Below are 19,398 nucleotides of genomic sequence, written 5' to 3'. Positions count from 1 at the left end.
TTCGGGGGAAGACAGTATGGCGAACATCATCATCACGGCGCCGATCCAGGGTTGGTTGACCCCGATGACTGCCGTTCCCGACCCCGTGTTCGCCAGCGGCGTCCTGGGTGACGGCGTCGCCATCGATCCCACCGGCGATCGTGTTGTGGCGCCCTGCGACGGCGTGGTGACCAGCCTGCAGTCGGCGGGACACGCCATCGCCATTCTGACGGACGAGGGCGTCGAGGTGCTGATCCATGTCGGCGTAGATACGGTCGCGCTGGGCGGTCGCGCCTTCAGCGCCAGCGTCGCGGTCGGCGACCGGGTCGTTCGCAACGATCTTCTGATCACGCTGGATCTCGATGACATCGTCCAGAACGCCAGCGCGGCGGTGACGCCGGTGATCATCACCAGCGCCGAGCGGTTTTCGATCTCGTCGCGTGCGGGCGAGGGTTCGGTCGCAGCGGGCGCGCCGATCCTGACCCTGTCGGAACAAGCTTCGACCGAGACCGCCGCGACTTCGCCAGATCCGTTGACGCCGCCGGACCGGGCGCAACTCAGCGTCCATGTCGCCATGATGCACGGCATCCATGCCCGACCCGCCGCGCGCCTGCGCGAGGCGACGGTGGATCTGGAGGCGGAAGTCGCACTGGTTCACGGCGAGCGCCGGGCCGCCTTGACCAGCCCCATCGCCGTGATGGCGCTGGGCGTTCGCCATGGCGACACCATTGTTGTCTCCGCCACCGGTCCTGACGCCGAACGGGCGGTGGCCCTCGTCGCCGGCCTGATCGAGGACGGCATGGGCGAACGCGGCGAGCCGCTCCATCCGGCCCCATCCGTCATCGCCCCTGTTCCGCCCCGCGCCATCCCGGACGACGGGCGGCTTGTCGGGGTCTCGGCAGCGCCGGGGCGGGTCATCGGCGTCGCCCATCGACTGCAGGTGGCGGAAATCGTCTTCGCAGAGACGGCTACGGACCCTGCGGCGGAACACGCCGCCCTGGACGCGGCGCTCGACGCGGTCGGCGTCCGCCTTGCGCAGGCCAAGATCGGGGCGAGCTCCGACGAACAGGCGATCCTGACCGCACACGCATCCATGCTCACCGACCCGTCGCTGGTCGAAGCGGCCGCATCTGTCATCAAGGCCGGCGGCAGCGCCTGCGCCGGATGGCGCGCGGCGATCCGCGAACAGGCGGCCGCCCTTCGCGCCGGCGGCGACGCCCGAATGGCGGAACGCGCGGACGATCTGCTCGATCTTGAACGGCGCGTCCTTCAACAGTTGACTGGCACAGCCGAGACCGCCGGCGCGCCCCTGCCCCCCGACGCCGTTGTGGTGGCCCGCGATCTCCTGCCGTCGGACGTCGTCGATCTGGCGCGTCGCGGCGCGGTGGCCTTGTGCGTCGAAGGCGGCGGCCCGACCTCCCATGCCGCCATCCTGGCCGCGACAGCGGGTCTGCCCATGGTCGTGGCCCTGGGGCCGGTGCTGGACAGCGTGACCGACGGCGTCTGCCTGATCGTCAACGGGGACGAGGGCGTGGTCGAGCCGGCGCCCGATGACGCCCGCCTGACCCAGGCGCGCGCGCAGATCGAAGCGGAGCGACAACGGATCGCCGCCGCTCGCGACGCCCGCGACATCCCCTGCCGCACCCGCGACGGCGTGCGGATCGAAGCATACGCCAATTGCGGCTCGGTGGACGACGCCCGCGCGGCGGTCGAGGCCGGGGCGGAAGGCTGCGGCCTGCTGCGCACCGAATTCCTGTTTCTCGAACGGGACGTTCAGCCGACGGCCTCGGAACAGACGGCGACCTATCAGGCCATCGCCGACGCCCTGTCGCCGCGCCCGCTCATCATCCGGCTGCTGGATATCGGCGGCGACAAGCCCGCCCCCTATCTGCCGATCGCGGCCGAGGAAAACCCGGCCCTGGGTCTGCGCGGCATCCGCGTCGGCCTGGCCCATCCCGAGGTTCTCGAGGCCCAACTTCGGGCCATCCTGGCCGTAACCTCGACCGGCGCGCTCCACATCATGGCGCCGATGATCGCCAGCCTCGACGAACTGCGCCAGGTGCGCGCCGTGCTGGATCGGCTGAAAGCCGAGCTCTCCATCACCTCCCCGGTCTCCCTGGGCGTCATGGTGGAAACACCGGCGGCGGCCGTCACCGCAGATCTGCTGGCGGAGGAGGCGGACTTCCTCTCCATCGGCACCAATGACCTGACCCAGTACGCCCTGGCGATGGATCGCGGCAATCCGTCGGTCGCGGCGGGCGTCGACGGCCTGCATCCCGCCGTCCTGCGCCTGATCGCCGAAACCTGCCGCGGCGCCGCCCGCCGCCAGACGCCGGTCGGGGTGTGCGGGGGCCTGGCCAGCGACAGTCTGGCCGTTCCCATCCTGATCGGCCTGGGCGTGACCGAGCTGTCGGCCGCCCCCGCACGCGTCACCGCGATCAAGGCCCTGGTCTCCAGCCTCGACTCTGCGGCGTGCCGCGGCCACGCCGCCGCCGCCCTCAATTGCGCCTCCGCCGCCGAGGTTCGGGCGCTCGCACGGAAGTTCGCCGCATGAAGTCGCTGCTCGAGGCCCTCCAACCCCTGGGCCGCGCCCTTATGCTGCCCATCGCCGTCCTGCCTGTCGCGGGGCTGATGCTGCGCCTGGGCCAGGCCGACCTGCTCGACATTCCCTTCCTCGCCGCCGCCGGCGACGCCATCTTCGCCCACCTGGGCCTGCTGTTCGCCATTGGGGTGGCGACCGGGTTCGCGCGGGACGGCGACGGCGCGGCCTGCCTCGGCGGCGTGGTCTGTTTCCTGGTCGCGACCGAGGCCGGAAAGGCCCTGCTGGCCGTGCCGCCCGAGGCCGCCGCCGGCCTCACAGGACCGGGCGCAGATCTCGCCGTCGTCGCCTGGAAGGCCAAGGCCATGGCCAAGCTGGACGTGCCCATCGGCATCCTGTCGGGCCTGGTCGGCGGCGTCTTCTACAACCGCTTCTCGGGCTTGAAACTGCCCTCCTACCTAGCCTTCTTCGGCGGCCGCCGGTTCGTGCCGATCGCGGCGGGCGTCGCGGGTCTTGTGCTTGCGGCCGCCGTCGGCCTCGGCAACGCCGGGATCAGCGCCGCCATCGCGACGATGAGCGACTCCATCTCCCAGAGCGGCAGCGTCGGCCTGTTCCTGTACGGGATGTTCAACCGACTGTTCCTCGTCACCGGCCTGCACCACGTCCTGAACAATTTCTTCTTCTTCGTTCAGGGCGATTATCAGGGCGTCAGCGGCGATCTGCGGCGCTTCTTCGCGGGCGACCCCACCGCCGGCGGCTATATGACCGGCTTCTTCCCGGTGATGATGTTCGGCCTGCCCGCCGCCTGTCTCGCCATGTATCACGCCGCCCGCCCCGAACGGCGTCGCGCGGTCGCCGGGCTGCTGTTCAGCCTGGCCCTGACTTCGGCGCTGACAGGGGTGACCGAGCCGATCGAGTTCACCTTCATGTTCCTGGCGCCGGCCCTCTACGTCATCCACGCGGTGCTGACCGGCGTGTCCATGGCGGTGATGGACCTGCTGAACGTGAAGCTGGGCTTCGGCTTCTCGGCCGGCCTGTTCGACTATGTGCTCAGCTTCGGCAAGGCGACGCGGCCCCTGCTGCTCATCCCCGTCGGACTGGTCTATTTCGCCGTCTATTACGGCCTGTTCCGCCTGGTCATCGAGCGTTTCGACCTGCCGACGCCGGGACGCGAAAAGGACGAGCCGACCGCCCCGACCCAGAACGCAGCCCTGACCGATCGCGGCACGGCCTTCATCTCCGCCCTGGGCGGCGCGGTGAACATCACCAAGGTCGACGCCTGCGCCACCCGCCTGCGCCTGATCGTGGCGCGTCAGGACGCCGTCGATGCGGCGGCCCTGAAGACCCTGGGCGCACTCGGGATCGTGCGCCCGTCGGACCATGCGCTCCAGGTCGTGCTGGGCCCCGTGGCGGACATCGTCGCCGTCGAAATCCGCGACGCCCTGGCCCGTCCAGTCACTGCGGCGCCGAATCAGGTCGCCGTTCCGTCCGTCTCGGCCGCGCCTTCCGATAGCGCTCAGGACGCGCCCACCCTGTCCGCAGCTCTGGTGAAGGCTCTGGGCGGCATGGACAATATCCTGTCCAGCACCCGACATCACGGACGCGTCCGCGTGGTCGTGGCTGAACCGGCCCTGATCGACGACCAGGCTCTGGCGACAGCGGGCCCCCGCGGCGCCTGCCGCCCCTCGCCCGCCGTCGTGCACCTGCTGGGCTGATCGCAGCAAGCCAGACGGCGACCGCAAGGGCCGCCGTCTGGTCGATCTTCAGCGAAGGGCCTTCAGCTTGACCGGCCCGGTCACGCCCGACGCTTCGCCCGGCGCCGCCTCAATGATCAGCGTGACACGGCGTTCGCCGGCGCCGGGACCGAACGCGGCGACACCGTCCCTCAGGGGCGTCGCCTGGCCGTCGATCCACAGCGAGACCGCGCCAGACAGACCTTCAAACTGCAACACCCCGCCCTCTTGGGCGACGGCGCGCCAGGGCTTCATCGCCGTGCGATAGACCCGCCAGTTCCGCGTCGGCTCCGCGCCGGTCGTCACGCCGCTGCGGACGAAGGCCCAGCTGTTGTTGTCGCCGTCGGTCGGCGCCAGGCTCGGGTCGGGTCGCTGCGCCAGGGCCGGCGACCGCCGCCACCCCAGGATCGGCTGCGCCGGGACCAGAACGGGCGCGTACCGGGGCGCCGCCCGATCCAGCCGTTCGACCGCCAGCCGCGCGGGCCGCAGTCCGGGCGCCGACGCCGTCACGACGATCCGTCCCTTCCCCGCCGCCGCCTGAACGATCACCTGCGCCAGACCGTTGAACAACGACCGCGCCGCGCCTTTTTCCGGCTCGTGGCTGTTAGGATCGCCATTGCCCAGGCCGATGATCTCCGCCCCCGCCACATCAAAAGTCACGGGCAGGTTGGCGATCGGCACATGGCGTCCAGCGGCGTCCACCGCATCAACCGTGATCGGCTGAACATCCTCTCCATCGCCCGCCATCACCGTCCGCGCCGGCGTCAGCCGCAGACGAACCGGCGCGCCCGTGGTCTCGTGCGCCGCCGTGGCGACGACCCGTCCGGCCCGCCGGGCGATGGCCTCTATCCGAGCCGGCTCATAGGGCACAGTCCATTCCGCCCCCATGATCCGGTCGCAGGCCACGACACCCAGCGAGCGTCCGTTAAGTCTCAGTTCGACTTCCTCAGCGTTCGACATGACCAACACCGGAACCGGCTGTCCCTCGCGCCCCGGCCAAGTCCAGTGCGGCGTGATCGACACCACGTCCTGATCATCGACCCAGTGCGCCCGGTGAATATCGAAGGCCGTCTTGGGGAAGCCGCACAGGTCCATGATGCCGAAGAAGCTGGCGATGGTAGGCCAGGCGTGCGGCGTCGGCTCGCCGTGATAGTCGAACCCGGTCCAGACGAAGCCACCGGCGACGAAGGGCCGATCCATGATCGCCTTCCAGGTCTTGCGATGCGTATCGCCCCAGCTCGCCGCCTCGGTGTCATACGAGGTGACCACATTGGCACGCGGATCGCTGGCGAAGGTGCCCCGTGTCTCAAAGGCGCTGGTGTCCTCCGAACTGGTGATCGGCCGGGTCGGATGAAGCGCGTGAAAGCGATCATAGTCGCCTTGGTAGTAGTTGAAGCCGGTCACATCGACGACGCTCGACACATTGACCGGCTCGAAGAAGGCCCCGTTCATCGCCGCCGTCACGGGCCTCGCATCGTCCAGCGCCTTTACGGCGTGGGCCATACGGCGAACCATCTCGACCCCGGCTTCCGAGCCCTGCATCGGCTCCTCGTTGAACACCGACCACAGGATCACGCTGGGGTGGTTGCGGTCGCGCCGGACCAGCCACTCCAGCTGCGCCATATAGTCGGGCGCCGGGTTGAACACCCGGTTCTCGTTCATGACCAGGAAGCCCATCCGGTCGCACAGGTCCAGGAACTCGACCGCCGGCGCGTTGTGGGCGCTGCGAATGGCGTTGCAGCCCATCGCCTTCAGCCGCTCCAACCGCCAGCGCACCAGGGCGTCCGGCAGAGCCACCCCGACGCCCGCATGATCCTGGTGGATACAGACGCCTTTGAGCTTCAGCGGCTGGCCGTTGAGGAAGAAGCCCTGGTCCGCATCGAATCTCAGGGTGCGGAAACCGACCGCGATACGCCGCTCATCCACCACGCGCCCATCGACCAGCACCTGGGCCAGGACCGTGTAGAGCGTCGGCTGGTCAACGGACCAAAGCGCGGGATCGGCGACGGGAATCGACACCGACGCCACCGCCCGTTCCAGCGCGGGAACCGCCAGCGGCGCGCGCCGCGTCGCCAGAGTTCGGCCGTGCGGGTCCAGCAGGCTGGCCTGGACCTCGACCTGGGCCGGGTCACGTCCCACGTTGAACAGGGTCGCCTCGACCGGCACGCGCCAGCCGCCGTCCGCGTCCTGACGCGGATCGCAGTGGACCCCGTCGGTGATCAGGGCGACCGGCGCGCGCACCGTCAGCCAGGCATGGCGATACAGGCCCGCGCCCTCGTACCACCAGCCCTCCATGGCTTCCGCATCGACGCGGATGGCGATCACATTCAGCTCGTCGCCGAACCGGGCGAACGGCGTCAGATCCACCTCGACGCTGTTATAGCCGGACCAGTTGTGCGCCACGGTGCTGCCGTTGGCCCAGATGGTGGCGTGAGTGGCGATGGCGCCGAACTGCAGCAGTATGGTCTTGCCGCGGTCGGCCGGGTCCAGCCGGATCGTCCGCCGATACCAGCCGATCCCGCGCGGCCGAAAGCCCTGGGAGATGTTGGCGGTCTCGACGAAGGGCTGGGACGCCGCCCAGTCGTGCGGCAGGCGCACACGGCTCCAGTCGCTGTCGTCATAATCCATGGCCGCCGCGCCCCGCGCATTGCCGGCCTTGGCGTTCAAATAGGTGTTGTGATGGTCGGCCGGCGGCGGGGGGACAATGTCGCCTTCATGAAACAGCCACCCCAGATCCAGACTGATGCGGGACGGATCCTCGACCGGCAGAGGCTCGGGCAAGGTATTCAGGGGCGCGGGCATCGGCAGGGCGCCGGCGCCGGTTGCGCGCGCGGCCTCTCGGCCGGCGTCCGCTGATGCGACGCCGGGGATCATCAATCCCGCTGTGCTCGCGCTGCCGATCAACAGGTTGCGGCGGTCGACGATCATGGCGGCTCCACGCAAATACTGGGCCGCCGCAACGCGCCGGCGAATAGAGTTCAGATGTCCGAAAGCTCGGCGACGAAGTCATAGGCGTCGCCGCGATAATAGGACCGCGTCAGCTCGACGGTCCGCCCGTCCCTCAGGAAGGCCCGTCGTTCGATCAACAGCCCAGGGCTGCCCAATGACACGCCCAGCATCTTCGAATGCTCGCCGCCGAACGGTACGGCCCTCAGGCGCTGAAGGGCGCGGACAGGGCGCATCCCGTTGGCTTCCAGCGCGGCGTAAAGCGAATCCTCCACGGCCTCCAGCGACGGCAGGGCCGTGCCTAGGATGGTCGAGAACTCCAGCGCCATCGGCGTCTCGTCCGCGAACCGGATGCGCTGGAACCGATGGACCGGAACGCCGGGCGACACGCCGAACGCAATGGCCTCTTCCGGCGTCACCGTGCCCGAGGCGCGCGCCACCCAGCGGCTGCTCGGCACCCGGCCCCGCGCCACCATGTCTTCCGAGAAGGAGGACAGTTTTGAGAAATTCTTTTCGACCCGGCCGGCGACAAAGGTGCCCGCGCCACGACGACGGCTCAGCAGCCCGTCTTCCACCAGATCGCCGATCGCGCGGCGCACCGTGATGCGCGACACGTCATATTCGGTCGCCAGATCCCGCTCCGCCGGCAAGGCGTCGCCCTCCGCCAGGGTTCCGGCGGCGATGGCGTCCCGAATCAGCTGGCGCAATTGGATGTAAAGTGGCGCCACATTGCTCGGCGACAGCGCGCCGATCCGTTGCGAAAAAGACATGCCCCTCTCGATCTTCCTGCCGCCGGTTCAGAACCGATCCATGTTCGTCCTCGCATGGAGAATAGGGAATTCACAATACCATTAAGCGGCATAGCGGCTGGAAAACGACGATTCGTCACACCGGATAGGGCTGGACGCCCCGTCGAGAGGGCGCCATCGTGCGACAGTACCAAAATCGGACCAAAGAGGGTGGGATGATGCAGAAAGCCATGATCGCGGCGGTTTGGGCGGGGGCCCTTCTTCACGCATCATCAGCCTCGGCCACTGCCGAGACCGCCTCCCCCCTGCCGCTAATTCCCATGCCGGCGTCGGTCACGCGGACGGCGGGCGGTTTTTCCATCACGAACGGCGCCGGCGTCGTCGGTTCGGGCGCGGGCGCGGCCGCCGTGGCGCGACTGCTGATCAATCAGGTTCGAACGACGCGGGGGCTTGAGCTGCGCACAGCGACCAACGGCGCCGTGCGTCTTGACCGCGACGCGAGCGTCGTCGGCGAGGGCGCCTATCGGCTCGAGGTGTCGGACACCGGAGTGCGGATCACCGCTTCGACGGATTCAGGCCTGCTGTACGGCGCCATGACCCTGGCTCAACTGCTGTCGCCCGACACCGCCTTCGGCCAGCCCGTCGCCGTCCCGGCCATGATCATTGAGGATCGTCCGGCCTACCCCTGGCGCGGCTATATGGCCGACGTGGCGCGCCACTACCAACCGGTCTCGGCGCTGAAGACCTCCATCGACCAGATGGCGGCGCTGAAGCTGAACGTCCTCCATCTGCACCTGTCCGACGACCAGGGCTGGCGCATCGAGATCAAGCGCTACCCCGAGCTGACGCGGATCGGCGCCTGGCGCACCACGCCGTCGGCCGGAAACGAACCGCCCAAACGCTATGGCGGCTTCTATACTCAGGACGAGATGCGCGATCTGGTCGCCTATGCCGCCGCGCGGGGCGTCACCATCGTCCCCGAAATCGACCTGCCGGGCCACGCCCAGGCCATCGTCGCCTCCTATCCCGAGCTGGGCGTCTTCGGCGACCGTCCGCCCGTCTCGGGCGACTGGGGCGTCAATCCCTATCTGCTCGACCCCGGTCCGGAAGGGATCGCCTTCGTCAAGGCGGTGCTGGACGAGATCATGGACATCTTCCCCGGCCAGTACATCCATCTGGGCGGCGACGAAGCGATCAAGGACCAGTGGAAACGCTCGCCCCGCGTCCAGGCCCTGATGCGCGAACAAGGGATCGCGACCGAAAACGGCCTTCAGTCCGCGCTGATCCGCGAGTTCGACGCCTATCTGCGGGCCCATGACCGGGTGCTTATCGGCTGGGACGAAATCCTCGAGGGCGGCGGCCTGCCGCAGTCCGCCGCCGTCATGTCCTGGCAGGGCGAGAAGGGCGCGATCGAAGCCTCGGCCGAGGGGCATGACGTCGTCCTGTCGCCCGCGCCCATCCTGTATCTCGACAATATCCAGTCCTGGCTGCCGGGCGAGCCGCCGATGCGGCCGGCCAATCCGGCCATGACCCTGGAACGGGTCTATGGCTACGACCCCATGCCCCAGGCCATAGCGCCCGCCGACCGCCACCATGTGCTGGGCGCCCAGATGAACGCCTGGTCGGAATATCTCTCGACCCCGGCCCTGGTGTGGCACGCCACCTTCCCGCGCTTGGCCGCCTTCGCCGACAATATCTGGTCCGGCTCGCAGACCCGCGACTTCCCCGGCTTCCTCCACCGGCTGGAGCCCCAGATGGCCCGCTGGAAACGGGCCGGCGTGCCCGCCGCCGACAGCGCCTTCGCCGTCGGCTACACGCTCCAGGTCGCCCGCTCCGACGCCGTCCGCACCGGCCAGGCGACCGTCGCCCTAGCCAGCCAGACCGGACAGGGCGTGATCCGCTACACCCTGGACGGCTCCGAACCCTCGCCGACCTCGGCGGCCTACGCCCAACCCCTGACCACGCCCCTGGGCGTGACCATCCGCGCGACCTCCTTCGGCGCCGGGGACCAGGCCCTGGCCGCGCCCCGCACCTATGAGACCCGCCCCGCAGCCCTGCTCACCGCCGACGTCAACGCCCTGTCCGCCTGTATGGGCGGGATCGAGCTGCGCCTGCCGCTGGATCCGGATTCCGGCGCGGTGGCCCCGGCCTATAACGCCAACATCTTCGACGACTGCATGAACTGGCGGAACGCGCCGCTCTCGGTCGCCAAGGGCTTTGACATCGACGTGTCGCGCCTGCCCTACAACTTCGGCATCGCCAATGATTTCAAGCGGATGAAACACTATTTCGCCGCAACCCAGTTCGGCGAACTGATCGTCCGCGCTGGCGGATGCGAAGGAACCCCGGTCGGAACCTTCCCCCTGCCCGACCCCGCCGCCGCGCCGGTGCAGATGCGTTTCGCCGGCGCCCTGCCCGCCGGTCTGACCGACAGCGACCTGTGCATGACCTTCACCTCTCCCATCGGCGACTATTTCTACGCCGTCGGCGGCGTCACCCTGGAGGCGGCACAGTGAGATCGCATCGCGTCAGCGTACTCGCCCTGGGCATAGCCCTGTCCTGGGCCATTACGGCCCCCACCTTCGCCGGCGAACGCCAGACCACTCCGCTCGACAGCGGCTGGTCGTTCCGGATCGATCCGGCCGACGTCGAGGCCGTTCGCGCCCACCCACGCGCCGCCCGCTGGCTGCCGGCCCGGACGCCCGGCAGCGTGCAGCAGGACCTGATCGCCGCTGGTCTCGTCACCGACCCCTTCGTCGGCAGGAACGAGGCGGACATCCAGTGGGCCGGACTGACCGATTGGGAATACCGACGCACGCTTGAGGTCACGCCCGAGATGATGGCGCGCGGCCATCTCGATCTGGTGTTCGACGGGCTCGACACCTTCGCCACGGTGCGAGTCAATGGCACGGTCCTACTGTCGGCGAACAACGCCCATCGGCGCTGGCGCGCCGATGCGAAACCCCTGCTGAAGCTGGGGGCCAATACGATCACCGTGACCTTCGCCTCGCCGATCGACACGCTTCAGCCCATGGTCTTGGCCGAGGCCCATCCCCTGCCCGGCGAGTACGACAGCGCCTTCGGCGACGAACCCAAGGGGCGCCAGACCTCCCCCTATATCCGCAAGCCCAAATATCATTACGGCTGGGACTGGGGTCCCCGGATCGTCAACATCGGCCTGTGGCGGCCGGTGTCGCTCGACGCCTGGGACGACGCCCGGATCGACACCCTGACCATCGACCAGGAGGCCGTGACCGACGCCGAGGCTCGGATCAACGCCCGCCTCGACATCACGGCGGACACCGCGACTGCGGTGCTGGTTCGCGTCGATCTGACCGGCCCCGACGGCCGGACCCAGACCCAGACCCGCCCCGCCGGCCTCGCCCCCGGCGCCAACCGGCTTTCTGTCCCGGTGACCATCCCGGCCCCGCGTCGCTGGCAGCCGATCGGCTATGGCGACCAACCACTCTACACTGTCTCCGCAACCCTGGTCGAAGACGGCCGCGACAGCGACACCGCCTCGAAACGCACAGGGCTTCGCACCGTCGAACTGATGCGCGACGACGGCGGTTTCGGGCTCAAGATCAACGGCGTGCCCATCTTCATGAAGGGCGCCAATCTGATCCCGTTCGACAACTTCCCCGCCCGGGTCAGCCGCCAGGATCAGGCGCACGTGCTGCGTATGGCCGCCGACGCCAATATGAACATGATCCGCGTCTGGGGCGGCGGCTATTATCCCGACGAGGCCTTCTACGAGGTCGCCGACGAGCTGGGTCTGATGGTCTGGCAGGACTTCATGTTCGGCGGCGCCGTCACGCCCCCCGGCGCCGACTTCCGCGACAATGTGGCGGTCGAGGCGACGGAACAGGTCGAACGGCTGCAGGCCCACCCGTCGCTGGTGATCTGGGCCGGCAACAACGAGGTCCTGTCCGGCTGGGAGAACTGGTCCGACCGCAAGGCCTTCAAACGGGCGGTCGGGCCGGACGAGCAGGAACGGATCGGAACCCATATGGCGGTTCTGTTCGACCGGGTCCTGCGTGAGGCGGTGACGCGCGGCGACGCCGACGTGCCCTATTGGCCGGGTTCGCCCTCGACCGACTACGAGACCCCCACCGACACCGACCGGGACGGCGACCGTCACTTCTGGGACGTCTGGTCGGGCTCGAAGCCGATCGAACGCTATACCGACGGCTGCCCGCGTTTCATGTCGGAATACGGCTTCCAGGCCATGCCGGGCCTGGCCACCATCGCCGCCTTTGCCGGGACGACAGACCTGACCGCCGACAGTCCGGTGATGAAGGCCCACCAGAAATTCCTCTCGGGTGAAGGCAATGCCCGCATCCTCTTCTATCTGGCCCAGCACCACCGTACGCCGCGCGACTTCGCCGACCTGGTCTATCTCAGCCAGGTGATGCAGGCCGACGCCATCCGCACGGCGGCCCTGCACCATCGCGCCTGCCGTCCCGTGACCATGGGCTCGCTGTACTGGCAGCTGAACGACACCTGGCCGGCCATCTCCTGGTCCAGCATCGACTGGTACGGCCGGCCCAAGCTGCTGCACCACGCCGCCCGCCGCTTCTTCGCGCCCCAGGCCATCGTCGCCGAACGCCGCGCCGAACTGACCCGGATCGCCCTGGTGTCCGACGCCACGACCCCGGTGGCCGGTCGCTGGACGCTGCGCACCCTGAGCATGGACGGCCAGGTTCTGGCCGAGCGCGGCGGCGCTGTGACGCTGAATCCGCTGTCCGCCGTCGATGTCCTCAATATTGACGACGCCGAGCTGTTCGGCGCCGCCCCGGCCCAGAGCACTTATGCCGTCGCAGAACTGAGCCTGGACGGACGCCGCGTCAGCCGCGCCGTCATCGAACGGGCCGAGCCCAAGGACATGGCCTATCCCGACCCCGGCCTTTCAACTCGCTGGGACGGCGACCGCCTGACCGTCACCGCCGCCAATCTGGCGCGCGCGGTCATGATCGATTTCGGCGTCGTCGCGGCGACCCCGTCCGACAATGGATTCGATCTCCTGCCCGGCGAGAGCGTGACGGTGACGGTGGACAGCGCCGCAAATCCGCAAGCGCTGCGTCAGGCCCTCACCCTTCGCACCCTGGCCCAACCATGAGACACAGCACCGCAGTTCTGGCCTTGCTGATGGCGGCCGGCTTCGCCGCCCCCGCAGCGGCCCAATCGGTCAACTGCGCCGCCTGCGCCCCCTCGGACGCCCCCGCTCCGACGACTTCAGGCGAAGGCCTGACCCTGGAGCGCAAGGCGGCCCAGCTGATGAACGCCGCCCCGGCCGAGCCCCTGCTGGGGCTGCCCGCCTATGACTGGTGGAACGAGGGCCTGCACGGCCTGGCCCGCAACGGCCAGGCCACGGTCTTCCCCCAGGCCATCGGCCTGGCCGCGACCTGGGACGTCGATCTGGTGCAACGCGTCGGGGACGTAACCTCGACCGAGGCCCGCGCCAAGTGGAACGCCCGTCCGACCAACGCCGGCCGCGACCTGTTCGAGGGCCTGACAATCTGGTCCCCCAACATCAATATCTTCCGCGATCCGCGCTGGGGCCGGGGTCAGGAGACCTATGGCGAAGACCCCTATCTGACCGGCCGCCTCGGCGTCGCCTTCGTCCAGGGGCTACAGGGCCCGGACCCGGACCATCCCAAGGTCATCGCTGCGCCCAAACATCTGGCGGTCCACTCAGGGCCCGAGGCGGGGCGCGACAGCTTCTCCGTCAATGTCTCGCCGCATGACCTCGAGGCCACCTATCTGCCCGCCTTCCGCGCCTCGGTGGTGGACGGCAAGGCCCAGTCCCTGATGTGCGCCTATAACGCCATCCACGGCGTGCCGGTCTGCGCCTCATCGGCCCTGATGATCGACCGTCTGCGCGGCGACTGGGGCTTTACCGGCGTGACGGTGTCGGACTGCGACGCCGTGGCCAACATCTATCTGTTCCATCACAGCCAGCCCGACGCCGCCCACGCCGCCGCCGCCGCCCTGAAAGGCGGCACCGACATCAACTGCGGCGGCGCCTATCGCGCCTTGCCCGCCGCCGTGCGCGCGGGCCTGGTCGATGAAGCCCTGGTAGACGCCGCCCTGGATCGCGCGCTGGCCGCCCGTCGCGCCCTGGGCGCCGTCATCGACGGCCGCTCGCCCTGGGACTCGATCCCGGCGACCGCCGTGGGCACGGCCTACCACCGCGCCCTGGCGCGCGAAGCCGCCGAGAAGTCCATCGTCCTGCTGGAAAACCGCACCGACCTTCTGCCCCTGAAGAACCAGAAGATCGCGGTCATCGGCGCCAACGCCGACGACCTCAATGTTCTCGAGGGCAACTACCACGGCGCGGCCATGGATCCGGTCACGCCGCTGGAAGGTCTGCGGGCGCGCTTCGGCGCGGCGCGGATCTCTTACGCCCAGGGCGGTCCTCTGGCCGAGAACACCCCGGTGGTCGTCCCCGAAACGGCGCTGAGCAGCGGCGGCCGGCCCGGCCTGGAGGTCGAGGTCCGCGACGCAGACGGCCGCGTGATCCGCAGCGGCCGCGACCGCCGCATCGACCTGAACCTGACCAAGACGGCGCCGTTCAAGGCGCGCTGGACCGGCCTGTTCACGCCCCCCGCGCCCGGCCGTTATCGCCTGATGATCGACGGCCCCGCCTGCTGGCACGCCTGCCCCGCCCATGACGCGGTGCGGCTCTGGGTCGATGGGGTCAAACAGATCGACAGCATCATCGGCGGCTCCGGCCTCGAGGTTGAAGTCGCCGGCGACCGCCCCTCGGACATCCGGCTGGAGCTGGATCACAACGGCGGCGACGAAGGGATCCGGCTGCGCTGGATCGCCCCCGCCGAGGATCAACGCGCCGAAGCCGTGGCCGCAGCGGCGGCGTCTGACGTCGTGGTCGCCGTGGTCGGCCTGTCGCCCGATCTGGAAGGCGAGGCCCTGCGCGTCTCGGCCCCCGGCTTCGTCGGCGGCGACCGCTCCGAGGTGATCCTGCCCGAGCCCCAGATCGACCTGCTGAAGGCGCTGGCCGCGACCGGGAAGCCCCTGGTGGTGGTCATCGCCTCTGGCAGCGCGGTGTCGCTGGGCGACCTAAAGCCCGAGGCGGTCCTGCAACTCTGGTACCCCGGCGTCGAGGGCGGAACCGCCCTGGCTTCCGTCCTCAGCGGCGACGTCAATCCGTCCGGCCGTCTGCCGGTGACGATCTACGCCTCCAGCGCCGACCTCCCGGCCTTCACCGACTACGGCATGAAGGAGCGGACCTACCGCTACTTCACGGGCACGCCCGCCTGGTCCTTCGGTCACGGCCTCAGCTACACCCGCTTCGCCTATCAGCCGCCCCGCCTCCCCGAGACGATCGGCGCGGGCCAGCCGCTTGAGGTCGCCGTCTCGCTCCGCAACACCGGCGCGCGCCCGGGCGAGGAGGTGGTCCAGGCCTATCTCCTGCCGCCCGACGCCGGACGCGAGGGCAATCTGACCGACCCGGTGCTGCAACGTCAGCTGGCCGGATTCGCGCGGGTGTCCGTCGCGCCGGGCCAGACCCGCGAGGTCAGACTGACCATCGACCCGCGCGCCATGAGCAGCGTGGACCGCACGGGTACGCGCCGCGTCCTGCCGGGCGCCTATCGTCTTTGGCTGGGCGGCGGTCAGCCGGGCGACGCCGACGGCGTCTGGACCCAGTTCGTCGTCACCGGCCAGGCTGTGGAGTTGCCGAAATGATCCCGACCCGACGCGCCCTTCTCGCCACGGGCGCCGCCTTGGCCGCTGCCCCGGCGCTCGCAGCGCCCCCCGCCGCCCCCTTCATCAGCCGCCGCCCCGCCGTGTCGGATCGCCGCTTCACCAACGTCGCCGTCGAGGCGGAAATCCAGCGCGTCTCGGCCCGTATCGCAGATCCGAAACTGCGCTGGATGTTCGCCAACTGCTATCCGAACACCCTCGACACCACCGTACGGATGTCCCAGGTGGACGGTGCGCCCGACGCCTTCGTCATCACCGGCGACATCCCCTGCCTGTGGCTGCGGGACTCGGCGGCGCAGCTGAAGCCCTATCTGCATCTGGCGAACCGTGACTCCGCCCTGGCCGACGTCTTCCGGGGGCTGATCGCCCGCCAGGCCCGGTCGATCCTGATCGACCCCTACGCCAACGCCTTCATGGAAGACCCTTCGGCCGCCTCGAATCTTGAATGGGCCCTGTCCGACGAGACGGAGATGAAGCCCGGCGTGGCCGAGCGGAAATGGGAGATCGACTCCCTCTGCTATCCGATCCGTCTCGCCTACGGCTATTGGCGCCAGACCCGCGACCAGCGCCCCTTCGACGCGACCTGGGCCGCAGCGGCGGCCGCGTCCGTGCGGACCCTGCGCGAACAGCAGCGCAAGGACGGTCCCGGACCCTATCGTTTCCGGCGCAAGGCCAACCAGCCGACCGAGACCCTGCTGTGGGGCCAGGGCAATCCGACCCGGCCGGTCGGGCTGATCCATTCGGCCTTCCGGCCCTCGGACGACGCCTGTCTCTATCCCTTCCTGATCCCCGCCAACCTGTTCGCCGTGGCCACCCTGCGCGAGCTGGCCGTCCTGGCGGTCGAGGCCCGTCCCGATCCCGTCCTGGCCGCCCAGGCCACGGCCCTGGCCGACGAGGTCGAGGCCGCCCTGCGCCAATGGGGAACCATGCGCCTGCGCGACGGGCGCGAGGTCTGGGCCTATGAGGTCGACGGCTTCGGCAACGCCGTCTTCATGGACGACGCCAACGCCCCCTCCCTGTCCAGCCTCGCCTATCTGAACTGCGTCAGCCCCGCCGACCCGCTGTGGCGCCGCACCCGCGATGCGGCCTGGAGCTCCGACAATCCCTGGTTCTTCAAGGGCCGCGCGGCCGAGGGCATAGGCGGCCCCCATGTCGGCCTGGGCCAGGTCTGGCCCATGTCCCTGATCATCCGCGCCCTGTCGTCCGACGATCCCGCCGTGATCCGGGCCTGTCTGCACCAGTTGCGCGACACCGACGCCGCCACGGGCTTCATGCACGAGGCCTTCGACCAGGACGATCCGACCCGTTTCACCCGATCCTGGTTCGCCTGGGCCAACGGCCTGTTCGGCGAACTGATCGTCCACCTCGCCGACGCCCACCCCCAGCTGTTGTCGGAGTCGCTATGACCCCCTCGCGCCGCCAACTCCTCGCCACCACCGGCGCAGGCCTCGCCTTGGCCGCCCTACCGGCCGCAGCCGGCGACCGCCCCTCCCGTTCTGTCGCCAACCTGTTCATCGGCACCGGTGGGACCGGCCACACCTATCCCGGGGCCACCCTGCCCTTCGGCATGGTTCAGCTCAGCCCCGACACCGGCGTCGAACGATGGGAGACCTGTTCCGGCTACCATCGCGATGACAAGACCATCCTGGGCTTCTCGCACACCCACCTGTCGGGGACCGGTATCGGCGACATGCTCGACGTCCTGGTGACCCCGCGCGTCGGCCCGGTCAAATTGCTGCCGGGCGCCGAGAATGATCCCGCATCGGGCTATCGTCAGCACTTCAGCGGCGAACAGGCCGAGCCCGGCTATTATCGCGTCTTGCTGGAGTCCGGCGTCGAAGCCGAGCTGACCGCCACCCCTCGCGTCGGCTGGCACCGCTATCGCTTCCCTGCGGGTCAGGGCCATCTTCTGCTGGACCTGTCGCACCTCGTGCTCGACTCGTCCGACACCCGACCGCTGATCGACGAGGCCTTGCTGAATATGGAGGCCGACGGGACGCTGACGGGAACGCGACGCGTGTTCCGTTGGGCCAAGGGCCGACGCATCTTCTTTGCGATGCAATTCTCACGCGCGCCGGATCGGATCGACTTCTACGGCGAAGACGACGCCCCCCAGCCGGCCGGCAGCGACGGCGTGGCGGGCAAGCGGTTAAAAGCCGTGCTCCATTTTGACGACGCCGGTTCCGCGCCTCTGCTGGTGCGCTGCGGCCTGTCCGCCGTCGATGCGGCTGGAGCACGCGCGAACCTGGCGGTCGAGGCCCAGGCTTGGGACTTCGATCAGGTGCGCCGCCAGGCCGCAAACCTTTGGCATGAGCATCTGGACACCGTGAAGGTGCGGGGCGGCACGGAGGATCAACGCGTCATCCTGACGACCGCCCTCTATCACGCCCAGCTGGCGCCGACCCTGTTTTCGGACGTCGATAGGCGCTACGTCGGACTGGACGGACAGATGCACGCTGCGGCCTCCGGCGAGGCCGCGTTCAGCACCTACTCCCTGTGGGACACCTACCGCGCCCTGCACCCGCTGCTGACGCTAATCGCGCCGGCTCGAACGAAACAGTTCGTCGACGACCTGATCCGTCAGACCGTTCAGTCGCCTTACGGGCCGCCTGTCTGGCCGCTGCAGGGCAAGGAGACCGGCACGATGATCGGCTGGCACGCCGTCCCCGTGCTGGCCGAAGCTCTGGCCAAGGGGATACCCGCCGACTACGCCGCCGCCTGGCCCGCCATCGCCAAGCGCAGTTTTGATTTCTCCGCCCCGGACAAGGACAACAGTCTGGGCCGCGAGCCCTACGACCGCCTGGGCTATGTGCCGGCCGACAAGGTGTTCGAAAGCGTCAGCCGCACCCAGGAATACGCCTATGACGACTGGGCGGCCTCCCGCCTCGCCCTGGCGGCGGGCCAGACGGACGACGCAGAGCGGCTGGCCAAACGGTCGGGCAACTGGCGCAACGTCATCGACGGCGACATCGGCTTCGCTCGCCCACGCTTCGAGAACGGCAGCTGGTGGACTCCCTATGATCCGATCCAGCTCGGCCATATGCCCAAGCCGTGGTGGCGCGACTATACCGAGGCGAACGGCTGGCAGGCCACCTTCCTGAACCAGCACGACCTGTACGGCATGATCGACCATATGGGGGGCGACGCCCGCTATGAGGCCAAGCTCGACGCCCTGTTCAACGCCCCGTCCACTCTTCCCGACAATGCTCCGCCCGACATCTCCGGTCTGGTCGGCCAGTATGCTCATGGCAATGAGCCCGATCAGCATGCCGCCTATCTGTATGCCTATGTCGGCGCGCCCTGGAAGACCCAGGCCATGGTTCGCCGACTATGCGCCGAGATGTACAAGAACGATCCTGACGGCATCATCGGCAATGACGACTGCGGCCAGATGAGCGCATGGTTCATCTTCTCCGCCCTGGGCTTCTATCCTGTGGATCCGGTCGAGGCGGCCTATGTCTTCGGGTCGCCGCTGTTCGAGCGGGCCGAGGTCAGCCTCGGCGAGGGGCGCACCCTGATCATCGATGCGCCAGGCAACCGGCCGGACACACCCTATGTCGCTGCCGTCGCCTGGAATGGCCACCCTTGGACCAGGAGCTGGATTTCCCACGCTGAACTGGCCCAAGGCGGCACGCTGCACTTCACCATGGCCGCCACGCCGAACCCCGCCTTTGGCCGCGCCCTGGCCGACCGCCCCCCCTCCAACGGCCGCACGCCTGCCTGATCC

The 19,398-nt window shown here is 69.1% G+C and carries 9 protein-coding genes; 7 read left to right on the top strand and 2 right to left on the bottom strand.

The window, feature by feature from the left end; all coding sequences use genetic code 11:
- Window positions 1-16 precede the first annotated feature (16 nt).
- A complete protein-coding gene (ptsP, locus tag ACW170_RS11100; protein ID WP_492086734.1) occupies window positions 17-2,533 on the top strand; it encodes a phosphoenolpyruvate--protein phosphotransferase in 2,517 nt (838 codons plus the stop codon).
- Window positions 2,530-4,233, top strand: a complete 1,704-nt coding sequence (nagE, locus tag ACW170_RS11095) for an N-acetylglucosamine-specific PTS transporter subunit IIBC (RefSeq protein ID WP_492086733.1) — start codon at window positions 2,530-2,532, stop codon at window positions 4,231-4,233. Before ptsP ends, nagE begins: the two co-directional genes overlap by 4 nt.
- 48 nt (window positions 4,234-4,281) lie before the next feature.
- On the opposite strand, the gene galA is transcribed toward nagE, so the two are convergent.
- Window positions 4,282-7,179 (bottom strand): beta-galactosidase GalA, encoded by a 2,898-nt coding sequence (gene galA / locus ACW170_RS11090; RefSeq protein WP_492086732.1) that lies wholly within the window; start codon window positions 7,177-7,179, stop codon window positions 4,282-4,284.
- 50 nt (window positions 7,180-7,229) lie between these two features.
- Window positions 7,230-7,967, bottom strand: coding sequence for a GntR family transcriptional regulator (locus ACW170_RS11085; protein ID WP_492086731.1), 738 nt, complete (start codon window positions 7,965-7,967; stop codon window positions 7,230-7,232).
- A 194-nt stretch (window positions 7,968-8,161) separates the two neighbouring features.
- Between ACW170_RS11085 and ACW170_RS11080 the strand changes: the two genes are divergently transcribed.
- Genes ACW170_RS11080 through ACW170_RS11060 form a run of 5 tightly spaced genes read left to right on the top strand, consistent with a single transcriptional unit; the run spans window position 8,162 to window position 19,395 of the window.
- The gene (locus ACW170_RS11080; RefSeq protein ID WP_492086730.1) at window positions 8,162-10,462 is read left to right on the top strand and encodes a beta-N-acetylhexosaminidase; all 2,301 of its coding nucleotides are present in this window, start codon (window positions 8,162-8,164) and stop codon (window positions 10,460-10,462) included.
- A complete protein-coding gene (locus tag ACW170_RS11075) occupies window positions 10,459-13,065 on the top strand; it encodes a beta-mannosidase (protein WP_492086729.1) in 2,607 nt (868 codons plus the stop codon). The genes ACW170_RS11080 and ACW170_RS11075 overlap by 4 nt, the downstream gene beginning before the upstream one ends.
- A complete protein-coding gene (locus tag ACW170_RS11070) occupies window positions 13,062-15,653 on the top strand; it encodes a glycoside hydrolase family 3 C-terminal domain-containing protein (RefSeq protein WP_492086728.1) in 2,592 nt (863 codons plus the stop codon). Before ACW170_RS11075 ends, ACW170_RS11070 begins: the two co-directional genes overlap by 4 nt.
- Entirely contained in the window at window positions 15,650-17,077 is a 1,428-nt protein-coding gene (locus ACW170_RS11065) for a glycoside hydrolase family 125 protein (RefSeq protein WP_492086727.1), read from the top strand. The genes ACW170_RS11070 and ACW170_RS11065 overlap by 4 nt, the downstream gene beginning before the upstream one ends.
- A complete protein-coding gene (locus ACW170_RS11060; RefSeq protein WP_492086726.1) occupies window positions 17,074-19,395 on the top strand; it encodes a GH92 family glycosyl hydrolase in 2,322 nt (773 codons plus the stop codon). Before ACW170_RS11065 ends, ACW170_RS11060 begins: the two co-directional genes overlap by 4 nt.
- Window positions 19,396-19,398 lie beyond the last annotated feature (3 nt).

It is taken from the genome of Brevundimonas sp. FV2ps16, assembly GCF_058681075.1.
The sequence above is the reverse complement of the archived record's forward strand: the minus strand, read 5'-3'. Positions and strand labels throughout refer to the sequence as shown.

What these genes read in the sequence shown, in the direction of transcription:
- ptsP (WP_492086734.1), top strand. Translation starts at nt 17, where the DNA reads ATGGCGAACATCATCATCACGGCGCCGATCCAGGGTTGGTTGACCCCG.
- ACW170_RS11065 (WP_492086727.1), top strand. Translation starts at nt 15,650, where the DNA reads ATGATCCCGACCCGACGCGCCCTTCTCGCCACGGGCGCCGCCTTGGCC.
- nagE (WP_492086733.1), top strand. Translation starts at nt 2,530, where the DNA reads ATGAAGTCGCTGCTCGAGGCCCTCCAACCCCTGGGCCGCGCCCTTATG.
- ACW170_RS11070 (WP_492086728.1), top strand. Translation starts at nt 13,062, where the DNA reads ATGAGACACAGCACCGCAGTTCTGGCCTTGCTGATGGCGGCCGGCTTC.
- galA (WP_492086732.1), bottom strand. Translation starts at nt 7,179, where the DNA reads ATGATCGTCGACCGCCGCAACCTGTTGATCGGCAGCGCGAGCACAGCG.
- ACW170_RS11080 (WP_492086730.1), top strand. Translation starts at nt 8,162, where the DNA reads ATGATGCAGAAAGCCATGATCGCGGCGGTTTGGGCGGGGGCCCTTCTT.
- ACW170_RS11060 (WP_492086726.1), top strand. Translation starts at nt 17,074, where the DNA reads ATGACCCCCTCGCGCCGCCAACTCCTCGCCACCACCGGCGCAGGCCTC.
- ACW170_RS11085 (WP_492086731.1), bottom strand. Translation starts at nt 7,967, where the DNA reads ATGTCTTTTTCGCAACGGATCGGCGCGCTGTCGCCGAGCAATGTGGCG.